The sequence below is a fragment of the Streptomyces sp. NPDC041784 genome (assembly GCF_055591025.1).
On sequence record NZ_JBVJAB010000016.1, the window covers coordinates 1 to 21,052 of the forward strand.

The window sequence follows — 21,052 nt, forward strand, 5'->3', positions numbered from 1 at the left end:
ATGGACGTGACCGCCGCACCCGGGATCGAGGAGAGGAGGGTACGGCGGAGGGAGTTGCCGAGGGTGTAGCCGAAGCCCGGCTCCAGCGGCTCGATGACGAACCGGGAGCGGAACTCGTCGACGACCTCTTCGGTCAACGAGGGACGCTGAGCGATCAGCATGTGTGGATCAGATCCTTCTTTCGTGGGCGCCCGCTATTTGACACCCGACGGAAACCGCACCCGGTGAAAAGTGCGGGTACTGCAAGGGTACGGGCGGCACGACCCGAAGGAGCCGTACCGCCCGGAACCACAGGCCGCGAAGGGCGACGCGTCAGACGCGACGACGCTTCGGCGGACGGCAGCCGTTGTGCGGGGTCGGGGTGACGTCCTGGATGGAGCCGACCTCGAGGCCCGTGGCCTGGAGCGAACGGATGGCGGTCTCACGACCGGCGCCCGGGCCCTTGACGAACACGTCGACCTTGCGCATGCCGTGCTCCTGCGCGCGACGGGCGGCCGACTCGGCGGCCATCTGCGCGGCGAACGGCGTGGACTTGCGGGAGCCCTTGAAGCCGACGTGACCGGCGGAGGCCCAGGAGATCACGTTGCCGGCCGGGTCCGTGATGGACACGATCGTGTTGTTGAACGTGCTCTTGATGTGCGCCTGGCCGTGCGCGACGTTCTTCTTTTCCTTGCGGCGCACCTTCTTGGCAGCGCCCTGACGACCCTTGGGGGGCATCTATTACTCCTACGGGAGGTGGTCGGTCCTACAGCGAAGACCGCTGGACGGCGAGTCCGCTGCGGACTACTTCTTGCCCGGCTTCTTCTTGCCGGCGATGGCGCGACGCGGGCCCTTGCGGGTGCGGGCGTTGGTGCTGGTGCGCTGACCGCGGACGGGCAGGCCACGGCGGTGGCGCAGACCCTGGTAGCAGCCGATCTCGACCTTGCGGCGGATGTCGGCCTGGACCTCGCGACGGAGGTCACCCTCGGTCTTGATGTTGTTGTCCACGTACTCGCGGATCGCGACGAGCTGCTCCTCGGAGAGGTCGCGAACGCGGGTGTTCGGGTCGACGCCGGTCGCAGCCAGCGTCTCCTGCGAAAGGGTCCGGCCGATGCCGAACACGTAGGTGAGGGCGACCTCCACGCGCTTGTCGCGCGGGATGTCAACACCGGAAACGCGTGCCATTCAATGGCTCCTGGTGATCTTCGGAGGTCTTCCGCAGGACCGGACCCCAGCCGCCGTACCAGGTACGAACTGGGTCCCCGGCCTCCGAACCGGGGGTGTCAGGCAAGAAAAAACCCCGCCTGGGTCCTGCGTATGAACGTATTTTGCTCGCGTCGCGCGAAGTCTCTGCGAATCGATGCAGAGGGTGTGATCTGTGTGCGATCAGCCCTGGCGCTGCTTGTGGCGCGGGTTGTCGCAAATGATCATGACCCGACCGTGACGGCGGATCACCCTGCACTTGTCGCAGATCTTCTTGACGCTCGGCTTGACCTTCATGGGATGTGAGGTTCTCCGGGTCAGTTGCCGGCCACCCCGCGCACCGAACAGCGCACGAGGCATGGGCAAGATCTACTTGTACCGGTAGACGATCCGGCCACGCGTCAGGTCGTACGGAGACAACTCCACCACGACCCGGTCGTCAGGGAGGATGCGGATGTAGTGCATGCGCATCTTGCCGCTGATGTGTGCCAGGACCTGGTGGCCGTTCTGGAGCTCGACCTTGAACATGGCGTTCGGAAGAGACTCGACGACAGTGCCCTCGATCTCGATGGCACCTTGCTTCTTGGCCACGCTTCGCCCTTCGAATCGACTACCTTGATCGACTCCCCCACTTTTCCCTTAGGGGCGCATGCGGACATGCGGGTGCACGGGAGCCGACGAGTCAGTCTACGTCAGCGCATCCAGAAACACGAATCGAGTAGTCTGCCCCACCGGGCAGATCATCATGCGCACGACTAGGCCAGCGGATCCGGCGCCGCCGTGACCCCGTGCTCGGCCAGCTTCGCGCGGCCGCCGTCCGGGGACGTCAGGACCAGGGGGCCTTCCTCCGTCAGGGCGACGGAGTGCTCCCAGTGGGAGGACCAGGTGCCGTCCGTCGTGATGACGGTCCAGTCGTCCTCCAGGACCTCCGTGCGCGGAGTGCCCAGGGAGACCATCGGCTCGATGGCCAGGCAGAAGCCCGGGACCAGCTTGGGGCCCTTGCCGCGACGGCGGTCGACGTAGTTCAGCAGGTGCGGGTCCATGTGCATCTCGGTGCCGATGCCATGGCCGCCGTAGTCCTCGATGATCCCGTACCGTCCGCCGCCCGGCTTCGGCTGGCGGCGGATGTACGTCTCGATGGCCCGGGAGACGTCCACCAGCCGGTTGCCCAGCTTCATGGCCGCGATGCCCGCCCACATCGACTCTTCCGTCACCCGGGACAGCTCGACCAGCTCCGGAGCGTGACCGGAGCCCACGAAGGCCGTGTAGGCCGCGTCCCCGTGCCAGCCGTCCACGATCGCGCCGCAGTCGATGGAGATGATGTCGCCGTCCCTGAGGACGACGTCGTCGGACGGGATGCCGTGGACCACCACGTCGTTCACCGAGGTGCAGATGGTCGCGGGGAAACCCCCGTACCCGAGGAAGTTCGACTTCGCGCCGTGCTCCGCGAGGACCTTGCGCGCGACCTCGTCCAGGTCCTTCGTGGTCGCCCCCGGCACCGCGGCTTCGCGCGTCGCGGCGTGGATGGCGGCGACGACCAGCCCCGCCGCACGCATCCTGGCGATCTGCTCGGGGCTCTTGATCTGCACCATGGGGGGCCTGCGCTCTCCGTCACTCAGGTCGATGGGTACTCGATGCGTCGCGTACGTACTACGTACACAACAGTACGGCCGTGGTGTCCCGGGGGACTCCACGGCCGTACAGGGACGACGGCTACTGGTCGTCGCCCTCGCGCTTCAACGCGGCCAGCGCACGGCCGGTGACCTCTTCCACGGGACCCATGGAATCGATCGTCACGACCAGGCCCTGGGCCTTGTAGTAATCGATGATCGGCTCGGTCTGCGTGTGGTAGACCTCGAGCCGCGTGCGCACGGTCTCCTCGGAGTCGTCGTCCCGCTGGTACAGCTCGCCGCCGCAGACGTCACAGACGCCCTCGCGGGCCGGCTTCTTGTACGACACGTGGAAGACGTGGGACGAGTCGTTACGGCAGATGCGCCGACCGGCGATCCGCTTGACGACCTCCTCCTCGGGGGCCTCCAGGTCGAGCACCGCGTCCAGCTTGATGGCCTCGGTGGTGAGCAGCTCGTCCAGCGCCTCCGCCTGCGAGACATTGCGCGGGAAACCGTCCAGCAGGAAGCCGCGCTCGGCGTCCGGCTGCTCCATGCGGTCCTTGGCCATGGCGATGGTGACCTCGTCCGGCACCAGCTCGCCCTTGTCCATGTAGGACTTCGCGAGTTTCCCGAGCTCCGTCTGCCGGCTGATGTTGGCGCGGAACAGGTCACCCGTGGAGATGTGCGGCACGCGCAGTGTCTCGGCCAGGCGAGTGGCCTGCGTACCCTTTCCGGCGCCTGGCGGCCCGACGAGGACGATTCGCATCAGCGGAGGAACCCTTCGTAATTGCGCTGCTGGAGCTGGCTCTCAATCTGCTTCACCGTCTCGAGACCCACACCCACGATGATCAGGATGCTCGTCCCGCCGAACGGGAAGTTCTGGTTTGCCCCGAAACCAACCAACGCCATCGTCGGTACGAGAGCGATCAGACCCAGATACAGCGAACCCGGCCAGGTGATCCGGTTGAGTACGTAGGACAGGTACTCAGCGGTCGGTCGGCCAGCCCGGATGCCCGGGATGAAGCCACCATACTTCTTCATGTTGTCGGCGACTTCCTCGGGGTTGAACGAGATAGCCACGTAGAAGAAGGCGAAGAACACGATCAGCAGGAAGTACAGGGAGATGTAGATCGGGTGGTTGCCCTGGGTCAGCGTCTGTTCGATCCAGGTCTTCCAGCCGGAGGTCCCGCTGGAGAACTGGGCGACCAGAGCCGGGATGTAGAGGAGCGACGAGGCGAAGATGACCGGGATCACACCGGCCTGGTTCACCTTGAGCGGGATGTACGTCGAGGTACCGCCGTAGGACCGGCGGCCGATCATGCGCTTCGCGTACTGCACGGGGATCCGCCGCTGGGCCTGCTCGACGAAGACCACCAGGGCGACCATGACCAGGCCGACCAGGATGACCGTGCCGAACTCGATCCAGCCGTCCGCCAGGGTGCCCTGCTTCTTGATGGCCCACAGCGCGGACGGGAAGGTGGCGGCGATCGAGATGAACATCAGGATCGACATACCGTTGCCGATGCCACGGTCGGTGATCAGCTCACCGAGCCACATGACCATGGCCGTACCGGCGGTCATGGTGACGACCATGACGATGGTGGTGAAGATGGCCCGGTCCGGGACGATCTGGCCGGCCACCGTGCAGCCGGAGAACAGGGCGCCGCTGCGGGCGGTGGCCACCAGGCCGGTGCCCTGGAGGATGGCCAGCGCGACCGTGAGGTAACGGGTGTACTGCGTGATCTTCGCCGTGCCGGCCTGGCCCTCCTTCTTCAGGGCTTCCAGACGCGGGATGACCACGGTCAGCAGCTGAAGGATGATGCTCGCCGTGATGTACGGCATGATCCCCAGCGCGAAGACGGTGATCTGCAGCAGCGCGCCGCCGCTGAACATGTTCACCAGACCGAAGAGGCCCTGGTTGCCGGACGCCTCGTCGACACAGCGCTGAACGGACGTGTAGTCGACACCGGGGATCGGGATGTGCGTACCGACCCGGTAGACCACGATGATGGCGAGCGTGAAGAGCAGCTTCTTGCGCAGGTCGGGCGTCTTGAACGCCCGGGCGAACGCGGTGAGCACGGTGCCTCCTGCGACCCCCGCGCATCTGCGTCAAGGGTGACGGTCTTGAAGGTCCAATAAGAACAACGACTAACGACAACGACATGAGTAACGGCCGACTGCCGCTCAAGGTGCCCTCTTGAGGGAACCTTGTGAAAAGTGGGCAGTGCAGGTCACCTTACCCGCGACACGGCTGCCCTAGGAACGACCAACCGGGGATACCCCATTTGTGGGGTATCCCCGGTCGGGATCGCTCAAGTCATCGAGACGCCTGATGTGTTCAGACGAGCTCGGTGACGGTACCGCCGGCGGCGGTGATCTTCTCCTTGGCGGAGCCGGAGACGGCGTCGACCGTCACCTGCAGCGCCACGGAGATCTCGCCCTGGCCGAGGACCTTGACGAGGCTGTTCTTGCGAACGGCACCCTTGGCGACGAGCCCCTCGACGGTGACCTCGCCACCCTCCGGGTACAGCGCGGCCAGCTTGTCGAGGTTCACGACCTGGAACTCGGTCTTGAACGGGTTCTTGAAGCCCTTCAGCTTCGGAAGACGCATGTGGAGGGGCATCTGGCCACCCTCGAAGCGCTCCGGAACCTGGTAGCGGGCCTTCGTGCCCTTGGTACCACGACCGGCCGTCTTACCCTTCGACGCCTCACCACGACCGACACGGGTCTTGGCGGTCTTGGCGCCCGGGGCGGGACGGAGGTTGTGGATCTTGAGCGGGTTGCTTTCCGCCATGATCAGTCGACCTCCTCGACCGTCACGAGGTGGCGGACGGTGTGCACCATTCCGCGGAACTCGGGGCGGTCCTCCTTGACGACCACGTCGTTCAGGCGCTTGAGCCCGAGCGAACGCAGGGTGTCGCGGTGGTTCTGCTTGCTGCCGATGTACGACTTCGTCTGCGTGATCTTGAGCTGTGCCATTACGCACCAGCCCCGGCACGCGCACGAAGCAGGGCCGCGGGGGCGACGTCCTCGAGCGGCAGACCGCGGCGGGCCGCGATCTCCTCGGGACGCTGCAGGCCCTTCAGGGCCTCCACGGTCGCGTGCACGATGTTGATCGCGTTGTCGGAGCCGAGCGACTTCGACAGCACGTCGTGGATTCCGGCGCACTCGAGCACGGCGCGCACCGGGCCACCGGCGATAACGCCGGTACCGGGGGACGCGGGCTTGAGCAGCACGACGCCGGCAGCCTTCTCACCCTGGATGGGGTGCGGGATGGTGCCCTGGATACGGGGGACCTTGAAGAAGTGCTTCTTGGCCTCCTCCACACCCTTGGCGATGGCGGCCGGCACCTCCTTGGCCTTGCCGTAACCGACACCCACGGTGCCGTCACCATCGCCCACCACGACCAGCGCGGTGAAGCTGAAGCGACGACCACCCTTCACAACCTTGGCGACGCGGTTGATCGCGACAACGCGCTCAACGTACGCGGTCTTCTCGGCGGCAGCTGCGCCGCCGTCACGGCCCTTCCGGTCCCGCCGCTCGCCGCCACCGGCACCGCCACCGCGGCGCTGGGGTCCAGCCATTGGATTACCTCTCTCTTTCCGCTAGCTACAAGCGGCTCAGAACTTGAGCCCGGCCTCGCGGGCGGCGTCCGCCAGGGCGGCGATGCGCCCGGCGTACTGGTTACCACCACGGTCGAACACGACAGCCTCGACACCGGCGGCCTTGGCACGCTCGGCGACCAGGGCGCCGACCTGCTTGGCCTGCGAGGACTTGTCGCCCTCGCCACCGCGGATCGAGGTGTCCAGCGTGGACGCCGAAGCCAGGGTGTGACCCTTGAGGTCGTCGATCACCTGCGCCACGATGTGGCGGTTGGAGCGGGTCACGACCAGACGGGGACGCTCCGACGTACCGGAGATCCGCTTGCGGATCCGGATGTGGCGGCGCTTGATCGCGGCGCGCTTGTAGGCGTCGCCCTTGAGGATCTTCTGCCCGTATGCCATGGGTTACTTACCCGCCTTTCCGACCTTGCGGCGGATGACTTCGCCCTCGTACTTGACACCCTTGGCCTTGTACGGGTCGGGCTTGCGCAGCTTGCGGATGTTGGCCGCAACCTCGCCGACCTTCTGCTTGTCGATGCCCTCGACCGAGAACCGCGTGGGGTTCTCCACCTTGAAGGTGATGCCTTCGGGCGCCTCGACCGTGATGGGGTGGCTGTAGCCGAGCGCGAACTCGAGGTTCGAGCCCTTCGCGGTCACGCGGTAACCGACACCACTGATCTCGAGCTTCTTCACGTAACCCTGGGTCACGCCGGTGATCATGTTCGCCACCAGCGTGCGGGACAGGCCGTGCAGGGCCTTGCTCTGACGCTCGTCGTTGGGGCGGGTGACGTTCAGAACGCCGTCCTCACCCTTGGCGATCTCGATCGGCGCAACGACGGTGTGGGTCAGCGAGCCCTTGGGGCCCTTGACCGAAACCGTCTGGCCGTCGATGGTGACGTCCACGCCGGCGGGAACCGTGATAGGGAGCTTGCCAATGCGCGACATAGCTGTTTCCTCCGTTCCCTTCCGTTACCAGACGTAGGCGAGAACTTCTCCGCCTACGCCCTTCTTGCCGGCCTGCTTGTCGGTGAGGAGACCGTGCGACGTGGAGATGATCGCCACGCCGAGGCCGCCCAGCACCTTGGGCAGGGAGGTGGACTTCGCGTAGACCCGGAGACCGGGCTTGGAGATCCGCTTGATGCCCGCGATGGAGCGCTCACGGTTCGGGCCGAACTTCAGCTCGAGGGTGAGGTTCTTGCCGACCTCAGCGTCCTCGATCTTCCAGCCCGTGATGAAGCCCTCCTGCTGGAGGATCTCCGCGATGTGCGACTTGATCTTGGACGCCGGCATCGTCACAGAGTCGTGGTACGCCGAGTTCGCGTTCCGCAGACGCGTCAGCATGTCTGCGATCGGATCAGTCATGGTCATGAATTGGCCTGTGGCCTCTCTCGCCGGGGTTTCCTGGTGCGCCATCCCTCTCCCCGATCCGAGACGGGACGGGTGCGGCGCGGTGGACCTACGGCGTAGTAAGTCGTACGGGCGACCGTCAGGCGCCCAACCCTCCTAGCCTAAGCCATGAAGGGGTGGGCACCTGACACGCCCATTGCTTACCGAGAGCCTCTGGAACCCCTGATTAGGGGGTTTACCAGGAGCTCTTGGTCACGCCCGGCAGCTCGCCACGGTGAGCCATCTCACGAAGGCACACGCGGCAGAGGCCGAACTTGCGGTAGACGGAGTGCGGACGACCGCAGCGCTGGCAGCGGGTGTACGCGCGCACGCCGAACTTGGGCTTGCGAGCAGCCTTCGCGATGAGAGCCTTCTTCGCCATCTCGCTCACGCCTCCTTGAACGGGAAGCCGAGGTGACGAAGGAGCGCGCGGCCCTCAGCGTCGTTGGTCGCCGTGGTGACCACGGTGATGTCCATACCCCGGACACGGTCGATCTTGTCCTGGTCGATCTCGTGGAACATGACCTGCTCCGTGAGACCGAAGGTGTAGTTGCCACGGCCGTCGAACTGCTTGGGGGACAGACCACGGAAGTCGCGGATGCGCGGGAGCGCGAGCGACAGGGTGCGGTCCAGGAACTCCCACATGCGGTCGCCACGGAGCGTGACGTGGGCACCGATCGGCTGACCCTCACGCAGCTTGAACTGCGCGATGGACTTGCGGGCCTTGGTGACGGCCGGCTTCTGACCGGTGATCGTGGTGAGGTCGCGGATGGCGCCCTCGATCAGCTTGGAGTCGCGGGCGGCGTCGCCCACACCCATGTTGACCACGATCTTGACGAGGCCGGGGATCTGCATGACGTTCTCGTACTGGAACTCTTCACGCAGCTTGCCCGCGATCTCCTCGCGGTACTTCGTCTTGAGACGCGGAGTGGTGGTGGTAGCCATCAGATGTCCTCACCCGTCCGCTTGGCAACGCGGATCTTGTTGCCCTCGTCGTCGAAGCGGTAGCCGACACGCGTGACGACCTTGTTGCCATCCTTCTCCACGACCAGCTGGACGTTGGAGACGTGGATCGGCGCCTCGGTGGTGACGATGCCGCCGGCCTGCGAACCCTTGGCGGTCGGGCCGGCCTTGGTGTGCTTCTTGACCCGGTTGACACCCTCGACCAGGACGCGGTCCTCGCGGGGGAAGGCCGCGATGACCTTGCCCTGCTTGCCCTTGTCCTTACCGGTGATGACCTGGACCAGGTCGCCCTTCTTGATCTTCATGCTTACAGCACCTCCGGAGCCAGCGAGATGATCTTCATGAACTTCTTCTCGCGCAGCTCGCGCCCGACCGGGCCGAAGATGCGGGTGCCGCGAGGGTCGCCGTCGTTCTTCAGAATGACAGCGGCGTTCTCGTCGAAGCGGATGTACGAGCCGTCCGGACGGCGGCGCTCCTTGACGGTGCGAACGATGACCGCCTTGACGACGTCACCCTTCTTCACGTTGCCACCGGGGATCGCGTCCTTGACGGTGGCGACGATGACGTCACCGATGCCCGCGTAGCGGCGACCGGAGCCACCGAGCACACGGATGCAAAGGATTTCCTTCGCACCAGTGTTGTCGGCGACGCGCAGTCGCGACTCCTGCTGGATCACGTCTATCTCCTGTTTGTCTGCCGGTTCCCGGGGCGGGGTCACACGTTACGTGGACCCCGCCCCGAGCCTGGCGGAACTGACCTGCGGGTTTGCCCGCAGGAATTACTTGGCCTTCTCGAGGATCTCGACGACGCGCCAGCGCTTCGTCGAGGACAGCGGCCGGGTCTCCATGAGGAGGACGCGGTCGCCGACACCCGCGGCGTTCTGCTCGTCGTGCGCCTTGAGCTTGTTCGTACGGCGGATGACCTTGCCGTACAGCGCGTGCTTGACGCGGTCCTCGACGGCGACGACGACGGTCTTGTCCATCTTGTCGCTGACGACGAGACCCTCACGGGTCTTGCGGAAACCGCGCGCCTCGGTGTTCTCAGTCACGTTGCTCTCGCTCATCAGGCGCTCTCCACCGTCTCGATGCCCAGCTCGCGCTCACGCATCAGGGTGTAGATCCGCGCGATGTCCTTACGGACGGCCTTCAGCCGACCGTGGTTCTCGAGCTGACCCGTCGCCGCCTGGAAGCGGAGGTTGAACAGCTCTTCCTTGGCTTCGCGGAGCTTCGCGAGAAGCTCCTCGTCACCCAGTTCGCGCAGCTCGGACGCCTTGGTACCGGCCGACATCACGCTTCACCTGCCTCGCGCTTGACGATCCGGCACTTCATCGGCAGCTTGTGGGCTGCGCGAGTGAGGGCCTCACGGGCGATCTTCTCGTTGGGGTAGGACAGCTCGAACATGACCCGGCCCGGGTGCACGTTCGCGATCCACCACTCCGGAGAACCCTTACCGGAACCCATGCGGGTCTCGGCAGGCTTCTTCGTCAGCGGGCGGTCCGGGTAGATGTTGATCCAGACCTTGCCGCCACGCTTGATGTGGCGGGTCATCGCGATACGAGCCGCCTCGATCTGGCGGTTGGTCACGTACGCCGGCGTGAGGGCCTGGATGCCGTACTCGCCGAACGCGACCGTCGTACCGCCCTTGGCCTCACCGCGACGCTTCGGGTGGTGCTGCTTGCGGTGCTTGACCCTACGGGGGATCAGCATGTCGGTCAGGCCTCCGTTCCGGTGCTCTCAGCCGGAGCGGCAGCCGGAGCGTCGGCCTTGGGGGCCTCGGCAGCGGGAGCCTGCTGCGGCTTACGACCGCGACCGCCACGCTCGCCACCGCGGCCACCACGGCCGGCGGGACGGTCAGCGCCACCACGGGCCGGGCGGTTGCCGGCGCGGGCAGCGGCGTTCTCGGCGCGGACCTCGGCGATGTTCTTGACGTCGCCCTTGTAGATCCAGACCTTCACACCGATGCGGCCGAAGGTCGTCTTGGCCTCGAAGAAGCCGTAGTCCACGTTCGCGCGGAGCGTGTGCAGGGGCACACGGCCCTCGCGGTAGAACTCCGAGCGGGACATCTCGGCGCCGCCGAGGCGGCCACCGCACTGGATCTTGATGCCCTTGGCGCCGGCCTTCATCGCCGACTGCATGCTCTTACGCATGGCGCGGCGGAAGGAGACGCGGGAGGAGAGCTGCTCGGCGACGGCCTGGGCCACCAGCTGAGCGTCCGTCTCCGGGTTCTTGACCTCGAGGATGTTGAGCTGGACCTGCTTCTTGGTCAGCTTCTCCAGGTCGCCGCGGATACGGTCGGCCTCGGCGCCACGGCGGCCGATGACGATGCCCGGACGCGCGGTGTGGATGTCGACGCGGACACGGTCACGGGTGCGCTCGATCTCCACCTTCGAGATGCCGGCGCGCTCCATGCCGGACGTCATCATCCGACGGATGGCGACGTCTTCCTTGACGTATTCCTTGTACGACTTGTCGGCGTACCACCGGGACTTGAAGTCGGTGGTGATGCCGAGCCGGAACCCATGCGGGTTAACCTTCTGGCCCATTACCGGGTTCCTTCCTTGCTGCTGACGACCACGGTGATGTGGCTGGTCCGCTTGCGGATCCGGTAGGCACGGCCCTGGGCACGCGGACGGAACCGCTTCAGGGTCGGGCCCTCATCGACGTAGGCCTCGGAGATGAAGAGGCTGTCGACATCGGTGTGGTCGTAGTTGTGCGCGGCGTTGGCGATGGCGCTGTCCAGCACCTTGCCGACCGGCACGCTCGCGGCCTGCGGGGCGAAACGCAGGACCGCCTGAGCCTCCGTGGCGTCCATGCCACGGATAAGGTCCACCACGCGGCGGGCCTTCATGGGCGTGACGCGGATGTACCGCGCCTGGGCCCTGGCTTCCATGGTTGTCCTTCCAGTGTCTGTCATGGTCATTCCACCCCGCTGTTAGCGGCGCTTCGACTTCCGGTCGTCCTTGACGTGACCCCGGAAGGTGCGCGTCGGCGAGAACTCGCCGAGCTTGTGGCCGACCATCGACTCGGTGACAAACACCGGAATGTGGGTCTTGCCGTTGTGCACCGCGATCGTGTGGCCCAGCATGCTGGGGATGATCATCGAGCGACGGGACCAGGTCTTGATGACGTTCTTGGTACCGGCTTCGTTCTGGGCGTCCACCTTCTTTACGAGGTGGCCGTCGACGAAGGGTCCCTTCTTGAGACTGCGCGGCATCTAAACCCGCTCCTAGCGCTTCTTGTTCGTCTTGCGGCGGCGGACGATGTACTTGTTCGAAGCCTTCTTCGGCGAACGAGTACGACCCTCCTTCTGACCCCACGGGGAGACCGGGTGGCGACCACCGGAGGTCTTGCCCTCACCACCACCGTGCGGGTGGTCGACCGGGTTCATCGCGACACCACGGACGGTCGGGCGCACGCCCAGCCAGCGCTTACGGCCGGCCTTGCCCCAGTTGATGTTGCTCTGCTCGGCGTTGCCGACCTCGCCGACCGTGGCGCGGCAGCGCTGGTCGACCAGGCGGATCTCACCGGAGGGCATGCGGAGGTGGGCCATCGTGCCCTCCTTCGCGAGCAGCTGCACGGAGGCACCGGCGGAGCGGGCGAACTTGGCGCCGCCACCGGGACGGATCTCGATCGCGTGGATCGTGGTACCGACCGGGATGTTGCGGAGCGCCAGGTTGTTGCCCGGCTTGATGTCGGCCCCGGGACCGTTCTCGACGCGGTCACCCTGCTGCAGGTTGCGCGGGGCGAGGATGTAGCGCTTCTCGCCGTCCGCGTAGTGCAGCAGCGCGATGCGCGCGGTGCGGTTGGGGTCGTACTCGATGTGCGCGACCTTCGCCGGCACGCCGTCCTTGTCGTGACGACGGAAGTCGATCACGCGGTAGGCGCGCTTGTGTCCGCCACCCTGGTGGCGAACGGTCACACGACCGGAATTGTTACGGCCGCCCTTGCTGTGCAGGGGACGGACCAGCGACTTCTCCGGCGTGGACCGCGTGACCTCGACGAAGTCGGCGACGCTGGAGCCACGGCGGCCCGGCGTAGTCGGCTTGTACTTGCGGATTCCCATTTCTCAGTCCTCGTCCGATATCGGACGATCCGACCCGCTTACGCGGTCGGACCGCCGAAGATGTCGATACGGTCGCCCTCAGCGAGGGTCACGATCGCGCGCTTGGTCGAAGCGCGCTGGCCGAAGCCCGTGCGGGTCCGCTTGCGCTTGCCCTGGCGGTTGATCGTGTTGACCCCGGTGACCTTGACCGAGAAGACCGCCTGGACGGCCTGCTTGATCTGGGTCTTGTTGGCGTTCGGGTCGACGATGAACGTGTACTTGTTCTCGTCGAGGAGCGCGTAGCTCTTCTCCGACACGACCGGCTTCAGCAGCACGTCACGGGGGTCCGTGTACGCCTTGCTGGGCGCGGTGACGACGGTGTTCTTGCCCTCGGCCTCGTGGCGGCGCGCCTTGGCGACGCGCGCGGCCTTCGCGGCCTTGGCCGCCTTGGAGGCAATGCTCGGGTGACGCGTAGCCATCAGGCGTCACTCCCTTCGGTGTCGTTGGCCTTCGGGCCGGCGACGAAGGACTCGAGAGCGGCCTGGGTGAAGACCACGTCGTCCGAGACGATCACGTCGTACGTGTTCAGCTGGCCCGGCTCCAGGATGTGCACCTGGGGCAGGTTGCGGGCGGACAGCCACGCGGCCTCGTCGCTGCGCTCGACGACGAGCAGCAGGTTCTTGCGCTCGCTGATCTTGCCGAACAGCGTCTTCGCGGCCTTCGTGGAGATGTCGCCGTCGACCACGCCGGTGACGACGTGGATGCGGTTGTGGCGGGCCCGGTCGGTGAGGGCGTGACGCAGGGCGGCAGCCTTCATCTTCTTCGGGGTCCGCTGCGAGTAGTCGCGCGGCACGGGACCGTGCACGACGCCACCACCGGCGAACTGCGGCGCGCGGGTCGAGCCCTGACGGGCGCGGCCGGTGCCCTTCTGGCGGTAAGGCTTCTTGCCACCACCACGGACCTCGCCACGGGTCTTCGTCTTGTGCGTGCCCTGGCGGGCAGCCGCGTTCTGCGCGACGACGACCTGGTGGATCAGCGGGATGCTGACCTTCTCCACGCCGAAGATCTCCGCGGGGAGTTCGACGCTACCGGTCTTCTCGCCGGCAGGCGAAAGGATGTCAACAGTGCTCATCGGTTACCTCAGGCCCCCTTGGCCGCGGTGCGGACCAGGACGAGGCCGCCGTTCGGACCGGGGACAGCGCCCTTGATGAGCAGCAGACCCTTCTCCGCGTCAACGGCGTGGACGGTCAGGTTCTGGGTGGTGACCCGCTCGTTGCCCATGCGACCCGCCATACGGAGGCCCTTGAACACACGGCCCGGGGTGGCGCAGCCACCGATGGAGCCGGGGGAGCGGTGCTTGCGCTGGGTGCCGTGACCGGCGCCGAGGCCCTTGAAGTTGTGACGCTTCATGACACCGGCGAAGCCCTTGCCCTTGCTCTTGCCGGTCACGTCGACCTTGATGCCGGCCTCGAACACCTCAGCGGTGATCTCCTGGCCCAGCGTGTACTCGGAGGCGTCCGCGGTGCGGATCTCGACGAGGTGGCGACGGGGGGTGACGTCGGCCTTGGCGAAGTGACCCTTGAGGGGCTTGTTCACCTTGCGCGGGTCGATCTCGCCGAAGGCGATCTGGACCGACTCGTAGCCGTCGGTGTCGTTCGTACGAACCTGGGTCACGACGTTGGGGCCGGCCTTGACGACGGTGACCGGAACAACACGGTTGTTCTCGTCCCACACCTGCGTCATGCCGAGCTTCTCGCCCAGGATGCCCTTGATCTGCTTGGTCATTCTCAGCTCACCGACCCTCAGAGCTTGATCTCGATGTCGACACCGGCCGGCAGGTCGAGTCGCATCAGAGAGTCAACGGTCTTGGGCGTGGGGTCGAGGATGTCGATCAGGCGCTTGTGCGTGCGCATCTCGAAGTGCTCGCGCGAGTCCTTGTACTTGTGCGGCGACTTGATGACGCAGTACACGTTCTTCTCAGTGGGCAGCGGCACCGGGCCCGCGACCGACGCACCAGTACGCGTCACCGTCTCGACGATCTTCTTCGCCGAGGAGTCGATGACCTCGTGGTCGTAGGCCTTGAGCCGGATGCGGATCTTCTGTCCCGCCATGGCTACTCAGTAGTCCTGTCTCTTCGTACGCTCCGGAGCCTGGTGCTCCCTGTCCCTCTTGTCCGACCCACGCGGTCGGGCGTGTCGCGCTCCCACTGACAAAAATGTCCCTTGTTCGAACATCCCTGCGGGAATGCACACGGCCCTACCGGAACCGCAAGCCGGGAGCGAAAGGCCCACCGGGCGCCTGGCCGGTGCCGCACCGCACTTCCCGAAAGATTCCCGTACGTCCGCCCCAGCGCTGCCGTATGGCAGTTAGGGCGACGAGTACTGTGGGACTCGCTTCCGGTCCTCCCGGCGGGAGGCGCACAGCATCAACACTCGACCGAGCAACCCCGCTAGTCTGCCATACGGGGCAGGGGGTCCGCCAATCGAGCCGGAGAGAATACCCCGGGAGTGACGAAGGTCAAACCCGGCTCGGGGCGGACGGGCAGCCGGCTTCTAGCGCACGTATCGATGCCGTGTCCCGATGTCCGGGAAAACCGCGTTCCGGCCGTGCCCCGCCGGGAATGCTCAGGGCGCAGAGGGTCCGGAGGCGTCACGAGGGGGGCATCATGCGGTTGACGGTCAGCCTGCTGCACGACGGCGAGGGCGACCCCCTGGAACTCCTGTCGCTGTACGAGTGGCTCCGCGCCGAGACCCGGGGGGCGGACGGGGCGCGCGTCACCCTGGGCGGTGCGGCTGCGGGTTCGGGGTCGGGCTCGGGATCAGGGACGATGAGCGGTACGGCGCTCGACGTCCTCAACATCGTCCTGTCCTCCGCCTTCAGCTCGGCTTCCCTCACGGTGTCCGTCATGGCCTGGCGCTCCAGCCGCCGGGACGCCGCTCCCGTGGCGATCGAGATCGAGCGCGACGGCACGGTCGTACGCATCGCCGACGGCAGCGAGGAGACGGCCTCGCGCGTGCTGGCGGCCCTGAGCGAAGCGGACTCGGCGGCCGGCGCGTCCGACCGGTGACCGGGCGCCGCGACCGATGACCAGACTCTCCGACCCGGCCCGCTCCCGCGCCGTGCTCATCGGTGTGCACGGCTACACGGATCCCGGCACCGAGGACCTTCCCACCGTCGAACCGGGCCTGCGGCGCCTGGCCTCCCTCCTCGTCGACCCGGCGGTGTGGGGGCTGCCGCCGGCCCGCTGCGCCACGCTGAGCCAGCCGTCGCGCACCGAGGTGTTCGACGCCCTGCACGCGGCCGCGGCGGCGGCCGACGACACCCTCCTGCTGTACTTCGCCGGTCACGGTCTGCTGACCCTCGCCGGGGAGCTGTACCTCGCGCTCCCGCACACCACGCCGGACCGGCTGGACCGCGCCGTGCGCTACGACGACCTCCGCGCGGTCGTGCTGAAGGCCGAGGCCCGGCGGAAGGTGGTGATCCTGGACTGCTGCTGGAGCGGGCGCGCGCACGCGATGGCCGCGGACGGCAGGATCAGCGACAACACCGACATCGAGGGCGTCTTCGTGCTCACCGCCACCTCGGGCACCAGAAAGGCACTGGCCCCGCCGGACGAGCCGTACCCGGTCTTCACCGGGGAGCTGATCTCGGTCCTGGAGCAGGGCGTCGAGGACGGCCCGCCCCTGCTGCCCATGGCCGACGTGTACAAGCGGCTGCGCCAGAGCCTCGCCGCCCGCGCGAAGCCGGTGCCGGAGCAGACCAACAGCGCCATGGCCGGAGACACCTGCATCGTCCGCAACCGGGCCCGTTCCGTGGCGCCGACGTCGGCCGACCGGCCGCACGAGCCGGATCCGGACGCCGTCGCCCGTCACGCCGACGCCCCCGAGGCCCTGCGGGAGTGGTGGGAGAGCGTCCCGCAGCCCGGGCCGGGCGTGAGCCGCCTGCGCGCCTGGGCGGCCCGGGAACGCGAGAGCGGCGGGTTCGCGGCCAACTTCACCGGATTCGGCTGGCGTTCCGTCCGCGACACCGGCTCGCTGTTGACCGTGAGCGCGGGAACCGACTACGCCCGGCTCATGAAGGAGCTGTTCCGCGCCGCCCCGGACCTGGACCGCCTGGTGCCCGCCTACGCGGGGTTCGCCCGCCGCGCGCCCCACACCGCCTCGAGCATGCTGTGGGGGACCGGGCTTCCCGCCTTCCGCCGCAACCGGGTGCTGCTGGTACGGCACCTGGCGCGCACCGAGCCCGACCTCACCGCCGACCTGCTGCGGCAGGCGTTCGCGCGGTCCCCGCTGCGGATCCACGACCTGTGCGACGCCGCGGGGATCCCCGCGCCCCCGCTGTCCCTCACCCGGGACCTCCACCGCCGGCTCACCAGTCAGTCCGGCCCGCGCTGGGTGGAGTGAACCGGGGCCCTCACCACCTGAGCAGCACCCCGCGCCAGGTCCAGCCCGCGCCGAGGACCGTGGCGACCAGGGGGTTCCGCATGTCCCGGGAGTCGAAGCGGAACGTCTCGACCTTCCGCCGCCGTCCGTCGGGGCCCTTCTCGTACCGCCACTGCCTGGACACCGAGAGGGCGGGTCCCCGGCCGTACTGGAGCCCGGAGCCCTCGGACGCGGGCTCCCACCGCTCCTCCAGCACCCGCACCACCCGCTCCCCCGGCACGAACCGCATCCGTGTCCTGAGCCTCGTCCGCATCTCCGGCACCTGCCACTCCGCCACGAGGTCGGCCTTCTCCACGGGCAGGGCGTGGCGGACGCGGAACGGCACGCCGGTCCCGTCGAGCGCGAGCAGCGCGGCACGCAGCTCCAGGGTCGGCAACGGCACGGCACCCGCCTCGGGGTACCTGGTCCCGGTGATCTTGTCCCTCAGACGCCCCACGGCTGTTTCCTGCTCCCCTGTCGACGGTGCAACGTGAGTAGCCGACGCGCGGGGTACGCATACGGTTCCCCCGCGGCGTACGAGGTCGAAGGGACGGTCCCGTTCGGAAAGCCGCCGCCGGCGTCAGGGGTTCGTGCGTATCCGTGCGAAGGCCGTCTCCAGCCCGCGCTTCACCTTCCCCGCCACCGGCCGCTCCACGAACCGGTGCACCAGCCAGCTCAGCAGCAGGAACCCGGCCAGCACCAGGGCCACCAGCAGCCGCGCGTCCATGTCGTCGCGCAGGCGGCTGATCACAGCCGTACCGGCCGCGTAGTGCATCAGGTACAGCGGATACGTCAGGCTGCCCGCCGTCACCAGCCACCGCCAGCGGATCCGGTCCGTGCAGCCGAGCGCGACGGCGACCATGACCAGCAGGAACACGGTGAAGATCAGCACCGCGCCGCGCCAGCTGCCCACGTGCTCGACCTCGTCGATCCGCTGGCCCAGCTCCTTCTGGCCCATCAGCCAGGTCATGCCGAGGATGCCCCAGAGGAGCAGGTCCGGGCCGAAGCGGTGCATCAGGTACAGCGCCAGGCCCGCGATGAAGTACCAGGACGACTCCGGGTCGGCGAACAGCCCCAGCAGCGGGAGGTCCGCCGCCGGCGCCAGCATCGTCGCCGCGCCCCACACACAGCAGAACGCCACGACCCGGCGGTACGTCAGCCCCATCCGGACGACGATCAGGAACAGCAGGTAGAAGCGCAGTTCCGCCCAGAGGGTCCAGTACACGCCGTCGACGTTCTGCACGCCCTGGCCCGACTGAAGCATCGTCAGGTTGAGCAGGACGTCCCGCAGCCGCAGCCGCCCCCACACGCCCGGGATCGCGACCAGCGCGGCCGTGGTGAAGAGCACCGCGAACCAGTACGCCGGGTAGAGGCGGATCACCCGTGACACGAAGAACTGGCGGGGCGTCCGGCCCCAGCAGGACATGCAGATCACGAAGCCGCTGATCACGAAGAAGATCTCGACGCCGATCCAGCCGTAGGCGGCGACGTGGAACACCGACGGCATGATGTCCGAGACCGGGCGGTCCCAGATCAGATTGTCCGGCTGGTTCACCCGCCGGGTGCCGGCGTAGTGGTGGACCGCGACCATCAGCGCCGCGAGCAGGCGGATGCCGTCGACGGCGTACAGGCGGGGACGTTCCCGCCGCCGGTCGGGGGCGACGGGACGGTGCTCCTGCTGTACGGCGAGCGGGGGGAGGGCCAGGCCAGTCATCCTCGTGAGACTACGTCCGCCACAACCACCTCACAGGGAACGCCAAGGGACATTCCGCACGCCCATGTCCCGAAGTTGCCGCAACGCTCCCCGAACCGCCCGACCCCGTTCGCCGCCGCTTCACTTGACACCGGGGCGGCGAGATCATCATGCCCATGTCCCTATCGCGGCACCGACACACCCTGCGAGCGAACCCATGAGCGACACCGTCCTGTCCGTCATCCCCACCGACCCGCACTGGAGACCCGAGCAGTCCGCCGGCCTGCGGGCCGCCGAGCTGGTGGACCGACTGGTGGAGGAGGGCGGCGGGTTCGACGGGGAGGCCGACGTCGACTGGTACGACACCGTCATGGCCGTCGACTGCGGGGACGACCTGGTGCGGATCGGGTGCCCGCGGTGCGGGGACACCATCGACTCCGCGTGGTACGACGACCTCCTGGAGGCCCACGGCGAGGACGGGTTCGCCACGCTCGCCGTCAAGGCGCCCTGCTGCGGGGCGGACACCACGCTGGACGCGCTGGAGTACGACCGGCCGTGCGGGTACGCCCGGTTCGAGATCGCCGTGTGGAATCCGAACCGGGAGCCCTTCGGCGAAGGGGAGTTGGCCCGGATCGGGGATGTCCTCGGACACCCCGTACGGCAGATCCTCGCCCGTATCTGACCCCGGTCCGACCGAGTCCGGCCCGTCTCCGACCGGCACGCGAAAGGGCCCGTACGACCGGAGTCGTACGGGCCCCTTCAGGTGCTTCAGCTCAGGCTGTAGCCACCGGCAGGCGCAAGATCACTTCGTGATCTTGATGACCTGGCCGGCGCCGACCGTCCGGCCACCCTCACGGATGGCGAACTTCAGGCCCTCTTCCATGGCGATGGGCTGGATGAGCTCCACCTTCATCTCGGTGTTGTCACCCGGCATCACCATCTCGGTGCCCTCGGGGAGGGTCACAACGCCCGTCACGTCCGTCGTACGGAAGTAGAACTGCGGACGGTAGTTGTTGAAGAACGGCGTGTGGCGGCCACCCTCGTCCTTGGACAGGATGTAGGCCTGGGCCTCGAAGTCGGTGTGCGGCGTGACCGAACCCGGCTTGATGATGACCTGGCCGCGCTCGACGTCCTCGCGCTTGATGCCGCGGAGCAGCAGACCGACGTTCTCACCGGCCTGGCCCTCGTCGAGCAGCTTGCGGAACATCTCGATACCGGTGACCGTGGTGGTGGTCTTCTCGGTCTTGATGCCGATGATGTCGACGGTCTCGTTGACCTTCAGGACACCACGCTCGATACGGCCGGTGACGACCGTACCGCGACCGGTGATCGTGAAGACGTCCTCGATCGGCATCAGGAACGGCTTGTCGACGTCGCGCTCGGGCTCCGGGATCGACTCGTCGACAGCCTTCATCAGGTTGAGGACGGACTCGGTCCACTCGGCGTCGCCCTCGAGCGCCTTCAGCGCGGAGACGCGGACGACCGGCAGGTCGTCGCCCGGGAACTCGTACTCGGAGAGGAGCTCACGGACCTCGAGCTCGACGAGCTCCAGGATCTCCTCGTCGTCCACCATGTCGGCCTTGTTCAGGGCGACGACGATGTACGGAACGCCGACCTGGCGGGCCAGGAGCACGTGCTCCTTGGTCTGCGGCATCGGGCCGTCGGTGGCGGCGACCACGAGGATCGCGCCGTCCATCTGCGCGGCACCGGTGATCATGTTCTTGATGTAGTCCGCGTGACCCGGGCAGTCGACGTGGGCGTAGTGACGGGTCTCCGTCTGGTACTCGACGTGCGCGATGGAGATGGTGATACCGCGCTGACGCTCCTCGGGCGCCTTGTCGATGTTGTCGAACGCGGTGGCCTCGTTCAGGTCCGGGTACGCGTCGTGCAGCACCTTGGTAATGGCGGCCGTGAGGGTCGTCTTACCGTGGTCGATGTGACCGATGGTGCCGATGTTGACGTGCGGCTTAGTCCGCTCGAACTTCGCCTTCGCCACTGGGGTCCTCCTGTGGAGTGGTTCTGTACGCCTTGGATCGTCGGCGCCAGGTGATCTTTGCTGTTAAGTCCCGGGCCCGGGGTCGTTCCGCCACGAATGCGGAGGAACGACCCGTGAGGCTCCGAGGTCAAGCCTAAAGCGTGTGCACGCAGTGCGTT

Annotated in this window: 34 protein-coding genes and 1 pseudogene; 3 read left to right on the forward strand and 32 right to left on the reverse strand. The window is 67.2% G+C overall.

From position 1 onward, the window contains the following. The 29 genes and pseudogenes from ACZ6D7_RS30140 to rpsJ all read right to left on the reverse strand — a co-directional run. Window positions 1-161 (reverse strand): annotated as a pseudogene (locus tag ACZ6D7_RS30140) (DNA-directed RNA polymerase subunit alpha); the annotation flags it as partial. A gap of 151 nt (window positions 162-312) precedes the next feature. Continuing rightward, a complete protein-coding gene (gene rpsK, locus ACZ6D7_RS30145) occupies window positions 313-717 on the reverse strand; it encodes a 30S ribosomal protein S11 (protein ID WP_010354218.1) in 405 nt (134 codons plus the stop codon). A gap of 66 nt (window positions 718-783) precedes the next feature. After that, entirely contained in the window at window positions 784-1,164 is a 381-nt protein-coding gene (gene rpsM / locus ACZ6D7_RS30150; protein ID WP_336539795.1) for a 30S ribosomal protein S13, read from the reverse strand. Between the two features lie 201 nt (window positions 1,165-1,365). Then, entirely contained in the window at window positions 1,366-1,479 is a 114-nt protein-coding gene (gene rpmJ / locus ACZ6D7_RS30155) for a 50S ribosomal protein L36 (protein WP_003948619.1), read from the reverse strand. Between the two features lie 72 nt (window positions 1,480-1,551). Continuing rightward, window positions 1,552-1,773, reverse strand: coding sequence for a translation initiation factor IF-1 (infA, locus tag ACZ6D7_RS30160; RefSeq protein ID WP_003948620.1), 222 nt, complete (start codon window positions 1,771-1,773; stop codon window positions 1,552-1,554). Window positions 1,774-1,937: 164 nt separating this feature from the next. After that, entirely contained in the window at window positions 1,938-2,774 is an 837-nt protein-coding gene (gene map, locus ACZ6D7_RS30165) for a type I methionyl aminopeptidase (RefSeq protein WP_469497437.1), read from the reverse strand. Window positions 2,775-2,895: 121 nt separating this feature from the next. Further along, complete coding sequence (locus tag ACZ6D7_RS30170) at window positions 2,896-3,558, reverse strand: adenylate kinase (protein ID WP_469497443.1); 663 nt, start codon at window positions 3,556-3,558, stop codon at window positions 2,896-2,898. Further along, window positions 3,558-4,871, reverse strand: coding sequence for a preprotein translocase subunit SecY (secY, locus tag ACZ6D7_RS30175; protein ID WP_469497446.1), 1,314 nt, complete (start codon window positions 4,869-4,871; stop codon window positions 3,558-3,560). Before secY ends, ACZ6D7_RS30170 begins: the two co-directional genes overlap by 1 nt. A gap of 259 nt (window positions 4,872-5,130) precedes the next feature. Beyond that, window positions 5,131-5,586 carry a 50S ribosomal protein L15 gene (gene rplO / locus ACZ6D7_RS30180; protein ID WP_327184613.1) on the reverse strand — a complete coding sequence of 152 codons (456 nt, stop codon included), beginning with the start codon at window positions 5,584-5,586 and terminating at the stop codon, window positions 5,131-5,133. 2 nt (window positions 5,587-5,588) lie between these two features. Next, on the reverse strand, window positions 5,589-5,771 hold the full coding sequence (gene rpmD / locus ACZ6D7_RS30185; protein ID WP_030788246.1) for a 50S ribosomal protein L30: 183 nt from the start codon (window positions 5,769-5,771) through the stop codon (window positions 5,589-5,591). Next, window positions 5,771-6,376 (reverse strand): 30S ribosomal protein S5, encoded by a 606-nt coding sequence (rpsE, locus tag ACZ6D7_RS30190; protein ID WP_009190144.1) that lies wholly within the window; start codon window positions 6,374-6,376, stop codon window positions 5,771-5,773. The genes rpmD and rpsE overlap by 1 nt, the downstream gene beginning before the upstream one ends. 36 nt (window positions 6,377-6,412) lie before the next feature. After that, window positions 6,413-6,796: a 50S ribosomal protein L18 gene (rplR, locus tag ACZ6D7_RS30195; protein ID WP_469497453.1), complete on the reverse strand. Its 384-nt coding sequence runs from the start codon at window positions 6,794-6,796 to the stop codon at window positions 6,413-6,415. A gap of 3 nt (window positions 6,797-6,799) precedes the next feature. Then, a complete protein-coding gene (gene rplF / locus ACZ6D7_RS30200; protein WP_384155889.1) occupies window positions 6,800-7,339 on the reverse strand; it encodes a 50S ribosomal protein L6 in 540 nt (179 codons plus the stop codon). A gap of 24 nt (window positions 7,340-7,363) precedes the next feature. Next, on the reverse strand, window positions 7,364-7,762 hold the full coding sequence (gene rpsH / locus ACZ6D7_RS30205) for a 30S ribosomal protein S8 (protein WP_073491923.1): 399 nt from the start codon (window positions 7,760-7,762) through the stop codon (window positions 7,364-7,366). 214 nt (window positions 7,763-7,976) lie between these two features. Then, the gene (locus ACZ6D7_RS30210; RefSeq protein ID WP_003956452.1) at window positions 7,977-8,162 is read right to left on the reverse strand and encodes a type Z 30S ribosomal protein S14; all 186 of its coding nucleotides are present in this window, start codon (window positions 8,160-8,162) and stop codon (window positions 7,977-7,979) included. Between the two features lie 5 nt (window positions 8,163-8,167). Then, the gene (gene rplE / locus ACZ6D7_RS30215) at window positions 8,168-8,725 is read right to left on the reverse strand and encodes a 50S ribosomal protein L5 (RefSeq protein ID WP_451526990.1); all 558 of its coding nucleotides are present in this window, start codon (window positions 8,723-8,725) and stop codon (window positions 8,168-8,170) included. Further along, the gene (gene rplX, locus ACZ6D7_RS30220) at window positions 8,725-9,048 is read right to left on the reverse strand and encodes a 50S ribosomal protein L24 (RefSeq protein ID WP_030039760.1); all 324 of its coding nucleotides are present in this window, start codon (window positions 9,046-9,048) and stop codon (window positions 8,725-8,727) included. The genes rplE and rplX overlap by 1 nt, the downstream gene beginning before the upstream one ends. 2 nt (window positions 9,049-9,050) lie before the next feature. Continuing rightward, window positions 9,051-9,419 carry a 50S ribosomal protein L14 gene (gene rplN, locus ACZ6D7_RS30225; protein WP_003998823.1) on the reverse strand — a complete coding sequence of 123 codons (369 nt, stop codon included), beginning with the start codon at window positions 9,417-9,419 and terminating at the stop codon, window positions 9,051-9,053. A 102-nt stretch (window positions 9,420-9,521) separates the two neighbouring features. Next, window positions 9,522-9,806, reverse strand: coding sequence for a 30S ribosomal protein S17 (gene rpsQ, locus ACZ6D7_RS30230; protein ID WP_469497458.1), 285 nt, complete (start codon window positions 9,804-9,806; stop codon window positions 9,522-9,524). Then, a complete protein-coding gene (gene rpmC / locus ACZ6D7_RS30235) occupies window positions 9,806-10,030 on the reverse strand; it encodes a 50S ribosomal protein L29 (protein ID WP_003998824.1) in 225 nt (74 codons plus the stop codon). The genes rpsQ and rpmC overlap by 1 nt, the downstream gene beginning before the upstream one ends. Beyond that, complete coding sequence (gene rplP / locus ACZ6D7_RS30240; protein WP_030788270.1) at window positions 10,030-10,449, reverse strand: 50S ribosomal protein L16; 420 nt, start codon at window positions 10,447-10,449, stop codon at window positions 10,030-10,032. Before rplP ends, rpmC begins: the two co-directional genes overlap by 1 nt. 5 nt (window positions 10,450-10,454) lie before the next feature. Next, entirely contained in the window at window positions 10,455-11,285 is an 831-nt protein-coding gene (rpsC, locus tag ACZ6D7_RS30245; RefSeq protein ID WP_469497461.1) for a 30S ribosomal protein S3, read from the reverse strand. After that, a complete protein-coding gene (gene rplV, locus ACZ6D7_RS30250) occupies window positions 11,285-11,632 on the reverse strand; it encodes a 50S ribosomal protein L22 (protein WP_006130776.1) in 348 nt (115 codons plus the stop codon). Before rplV ends, rpsC begins: the two co-directional genes overlap by 1 nt. Window positions 11,633-11,674: 42 nt before the next feature. Further along, window positions 11,675-11,956 (reverse strand): 30S ribosomal protein S19, encoded by a 282-nt coding sequence (rpsS, locus tag ACZ6D7_RS30255; protein ID WP_030788278.1) that lies wholly within the window; start codon window positions 11,954-11,956, stop codon window positions 11,675-11,677. Window positions 11,957-11,968: 12 nt separating this feature from the next. Next, window positions 11,969-12,805: a 50S ribosomal protein L2 gene (rplB, locus tag ACZ6D7_RS30260; protein WP_097285858.1), complete on the reverse strand. Its 837-nt coding sequence runs from the start codon at window positions 12,803-12,805 to the stop codon at window positions 11,969-11,971. A 38-nt stretch (window positions 12,806-12,843) separates the two neighbouring features. After that, complete coding sequence (rplW, locus tag ACZ6D7_RS30265) at window positions 12,844-13,263, reverse strand: 50S ribosomal protein L23 (protein WP_469497466.1); 420 nt, start codon at window positions 13,261-13,263, stop codon at window positions 12,844-12,846. Beyond that, window positions 13,263-13,916, reverse strand: coding sequence for a 50S ribosomal protein L4 (gene rplD / locus ACZ6D7_RS30270; protein ID WP_388399691.1), 654 nt, complete (start codon window positions 13,914-13,916; stop codon window positions 13,263-13,265). The genes rplW and rplD overlap by 1 nt, the downstream gene beginning before the upstream one ends. 8 nt (window positions 13,917-13,924) lie before the next feature. Next, the gene (gene rplC / locus ACZ6D7_RS30275; protein ID WP_469497469.1) at window positions 13,925-14,569 is read right to left on the reverse strand and encodes a 50S ribosomal protein L3; all 645 of its coding nucleotides are present in this window, start codon (window positions 14,567-14,569) and stop codon (window positions 13,925-13,927) included. A 17-nt stretch (window positions 14,570-14,586) separates the two neighbouring features. Further along, window positions 14,587-14,895 carry a 30S ribosomal protein S10 gene (rpsJ, locus tag ACZ6D7_RS30280; RefSeq protein ID WP_003948644.1) on the reverse strand — a complete coding sequence of 103 codons (309 nt, stop codon included), beginning with the start codon at window positions 14,893-14,895 and terminating at the stop codon, window positions 14,587-14,589. A 554-nt stretch (window positions 14,896-15,449) separates the two neighbouring features. On the opposite strand from rpsJ, the gene ACZ6D7_RS30285 reads away from it, so the two are divergent. Together ACZ6D7_RS30285 and ACZ6D7_RS30290 are read left to right on the forward strand one after the other, a co-directional pair. Then, window positions 15,450-15,851 (forward strand): effector-associated constant component EACC1, encoded by a 402-nt coding sequence (locus tag ACZ6D7_RS30285; protein WP_469497472.1) that lies wholly within the window; start codon window positions 15,450-15,452, stop codon window positions 15,849-15,851. 16 nt (window positions 15,852-15,867) lie between these two features. Then, complete coding sequence (locus tag ACZ6D7_RS30290) at window positions 15,868-17,187, forward strand: caspase family protein (protein ID WP_469497476.1); 1,320 nt, start codon at window positions 15,868-15,870, stop codon at window positions 17,185-17,187. A gap of 10 nt (window positions 17,188-17,197) precedes the next feature. On the opposite strand, the gene ACZ6D7_RS30295 is transcribed toward ACZ6D7_RS30290, so the two are convergent. Next, on the reverse strand, window positions 17,198-17,662 hold the full coding sequence (locus tag ACZ6D7_RS30295; RefSeq protein ID WP_469497479.1) for a hypothetical protein: 465 nt from the start codon (window positions 17,660-17,662) through the stop codon (window positions 17,198-17,200). Between the two features lie 123 nt (window positions 17,663-17,785). Beyond that, window positions 17,786-18,919, reverse strand: coding sequence for an acyltransferase family protein (locus tag ACZ6D7_RS30300; protein WP_469497482.1), 1,134 nt, complete (start codon window positions 18,917-18,919; stop codon window positions 17,786-17,788). Window positions 18,920-19,115: 196 nt separating this feature from the next. On the opposite strand from ACZ6D7_RS30300, the gene ACZ6D7_RS30305 reads away from it, so the two are divergent. Continuing rightward, complete coding sequence (locus ACZ6D7_RS30305) at window positions 19,116-19,580, forward strand: hypothetical protein (protein ID WP_469497485.1); 465 nt, start codon at window positions 19,116-19,118, stop codon at window positions 19,578-19,580. Window positions 19,581-19,700: 120 nt separating this feature from the next. Here ACZ6D7_RS30305 and tuf read toward each other — a convergent pair whose 3' ends face one another. Next, the gene (gene tuf, locus ACZ6D7_RS30310) at window positions 19,701-20,894 is read right to left on the reverse strand and encodes an elongation factor Tu (protein ID WP_469497488.1); all 1,194 of its coding nucleotides are present in this window, start codon (window positions 20,892-20,894) and stop codon (window positions 19,701-19,703) included. Between the last annotated feature and the right edge of the window lie 158 nt (window positions 20,895-21,052).

What these genes read in the sequence shown, in the direction of transcription:
- rpsK (WP_010354218.1), bottom strand. Translation starts at nt 717, where the DNA reads ATGCCCCCCAAGGGTCGTCAGGGCGCTGCCAAGAAGGTGCGCCGCAAG.
- rpsM (WP_336539795.1), bottom strand. Translation starts at nt 1,164, where the DNA reads ATGGCACGCGTTTCCGGTGTTGACATCCCGCGCGACAAGCGCGTGGAG.
- rpmJ (WP_003948619.1), bottom strand. Translation starts at nt 1,479, where the DNA reads ATGAAGGTCAAGCCGAGCGTCAAGAAGATCTGCGACAAGTGCAGGGTG.
- map (WP_469497437.1), bottom strand. Translation starts at nt 2,774, where the DNA reads ATGGTGCAGATCAAGAGCCCCGAGCAGATCGCCAGGATGCGTGCGGCG.
- ACZ6D7_RS30170 (WP_469497443.1), bottom strand. Translation starts at nt 3,558, where the DNA reads ATGCGAATCGTCCTCGTCGGGCCGCCAGGCGCCGGAAAGGGTACGCAG.
- rplO (WP_327184613.1), bottom strand. Translation starts at nt 5,586, where the DNA reads ATGGCGGAAAGCAACCCGCTCAAGATCCACAACCTCCGTCCCGCCCCG.
- rpmD (WP_030788246.1), bottom strand. Translation starts at nt 5,771, where the DNA reads ATGGCACAGCTCAAGATCACGCAGACGAAGTCGTACATCGGCAGCAAG.
- rpsE (WP_009190144.1), bottom strand. Translation starts at nt 6,376, where the DNA reads ATGGCTGGACCCCAGCGCCGCGGTGGCGGTGCCGGTGGCGGCGAGCGG.
- rplR (WP_469497453.1), bottom strand. Translation starts at nt 6,796, where the DNA reads ATGGCATACGGGCAGAAGATCCTCAAGGGCGACGCCTACAAGCGCGCC.
- rplF (WP_384155889.1), bottom strand. Translation starts at nt 7,339, where the DNA reads ATGTCGCGCATTGGCAAGCTCCCTATCACGGTTCCCGCCGGCGTGGAC.
- rpsH (WP_073491923.1), bottom strand. Translation starts at nt 7,762, where the DNA reads ATGACCATGACTGATCCGATCGCAGACATGCTGACGCGTCTGCGGAAC.
- ACZ6D7_RS30210 (WP_003956452.1), bottom strand. Translation starts at nt 8,162, where the DNA reads ATGGCGAAGAAGGCTCTCATCGCGAAGGCTGCTCGCAAGCCCAAGTTC.
- rplE (WP_451526990.1), bottom strand. Translation starts at nt 8,725, where the DNA reads ATGGCTACCACCACCACTCCGCGTCTCAAGACGAAGTACCGCGAGGAG.
- rplX (WP_030039760.1), bottom strand. Translation starts at nt 9,048, where the DNA reads ATGAAGATCAAGAAGGGCGACCTGGTCCAGGTCATCACCGGTAAGGAC.
- rpsQ (WP_469497458.1), bottom strand. Translation starts at nt 9,806, where the DNA reads ATGAGCGAGAGCAACGTGACTGAGAACACCGAGGCGCGCGGTTTCCGC.
- rpmC (WP_003998824.1), bottom strand. Translation starts at nt 10,030, where the DNA reads ATGTCGGCCGGTACCAAGGCGTCCGAGCTGCGCGAACTGGGTGACGAG.
- rplP (WP_030788270.1), bottom strand. Translation starts at nt 10,449, where the DNA reads ATGCTGATCCCCCGTAGGGTCAAGCACCGCAAGCAGCACCACCCGAAG.
- rpsC (WP_469497461.1), bottom strand. Translation starts at nt 11,285, where the DNA reads ATGGGCCAGAAGGTTAACCCGCATGGGTTCCGGCTCGGCATCACCACC.
- rplV (WP_006130776.1), bottom strand. Translation starts at nt 11,632, where the DNA reads ATGGAAGCCAGGGCCCAGGCGCGGTACATCCGCGTCACGCCCATGAAG.
- rpsS (WP_030788278.1), bottom strand. Translation starts at nt 11,956, where the DNA reads ATGCCGCGCAGTCTCAAGAAGGGACCCTTCGTCGACGGCCACCTCGTA.
- rplB (WP_097285858.1), bottom strand. Translation starts at nt 12,805, where the DNA reads ATGGGAATCCGCAAGTACAAGCCGACTACGCCGGGCCGCCGTGGCTCC.
- rplW (WP_469497466.1), bottom strand. Translation starts at nt 13,263, where the DNA reads ATGGCTACGCGTCACCCGAGCATTGCCTCCAAGGCGGCCAAGGCCGCG.
- rplD (WP_388399691.1), bottom strand. Translation starts at nt 13,916, where the DNA reads ATGAGCACTGTTGACATCCTTTCGCCTGCCGGCGAGAAGACCGGTAGC.
- rplC (WP_469497469.1), bottom strand. Translation starts at nt 14,569, where the DNA reads ATGACCAAGCAGATCAAGGGCATCCTGGGCGAGAAGCTCGGCATGACG.
- rpsJ (WP_003948644.1), bottom strand. Translation starts at nt 14,895, where the DNA reads ATGGCGGGACAGAAGATCCGCATCCGGCTCAAGGCCTACGACCACGAG.
- ACZ6D7_RS30285 (WP_469497472.1), top strand. Translation starts at nt 15,450, where the DNA reads ATGCGGTTGACGGTCAGCCTGCTGCACGACGGCGAGGGCGACCCCCTG.
- ACZ6D7_RS30290 (WP_469497476.1), top strand. Translation starts at nt 15,868, where the DNA reads ATGACCAGACTCTCCGACCCGGCCCGCTCCCGCGCCGTGCTCATCGGT.
- ACZ6D7_RS30300 (WP_469497482.1), bottom strand. Translation starts at nt 18,919, where the DNA reads ATGACTGGCCTGGCCCTCCCCCCGCTCGCCGTACAGCAGGAGCACCGT.
- ACZ6D7_RS30305 (WP_469497485.1), top strand. Translation starts at nt 19,116, where the DNA reads ATGAGCGACACCGTCCTGTCCGTCATCCCCACCGACCCGCACTGGAGA.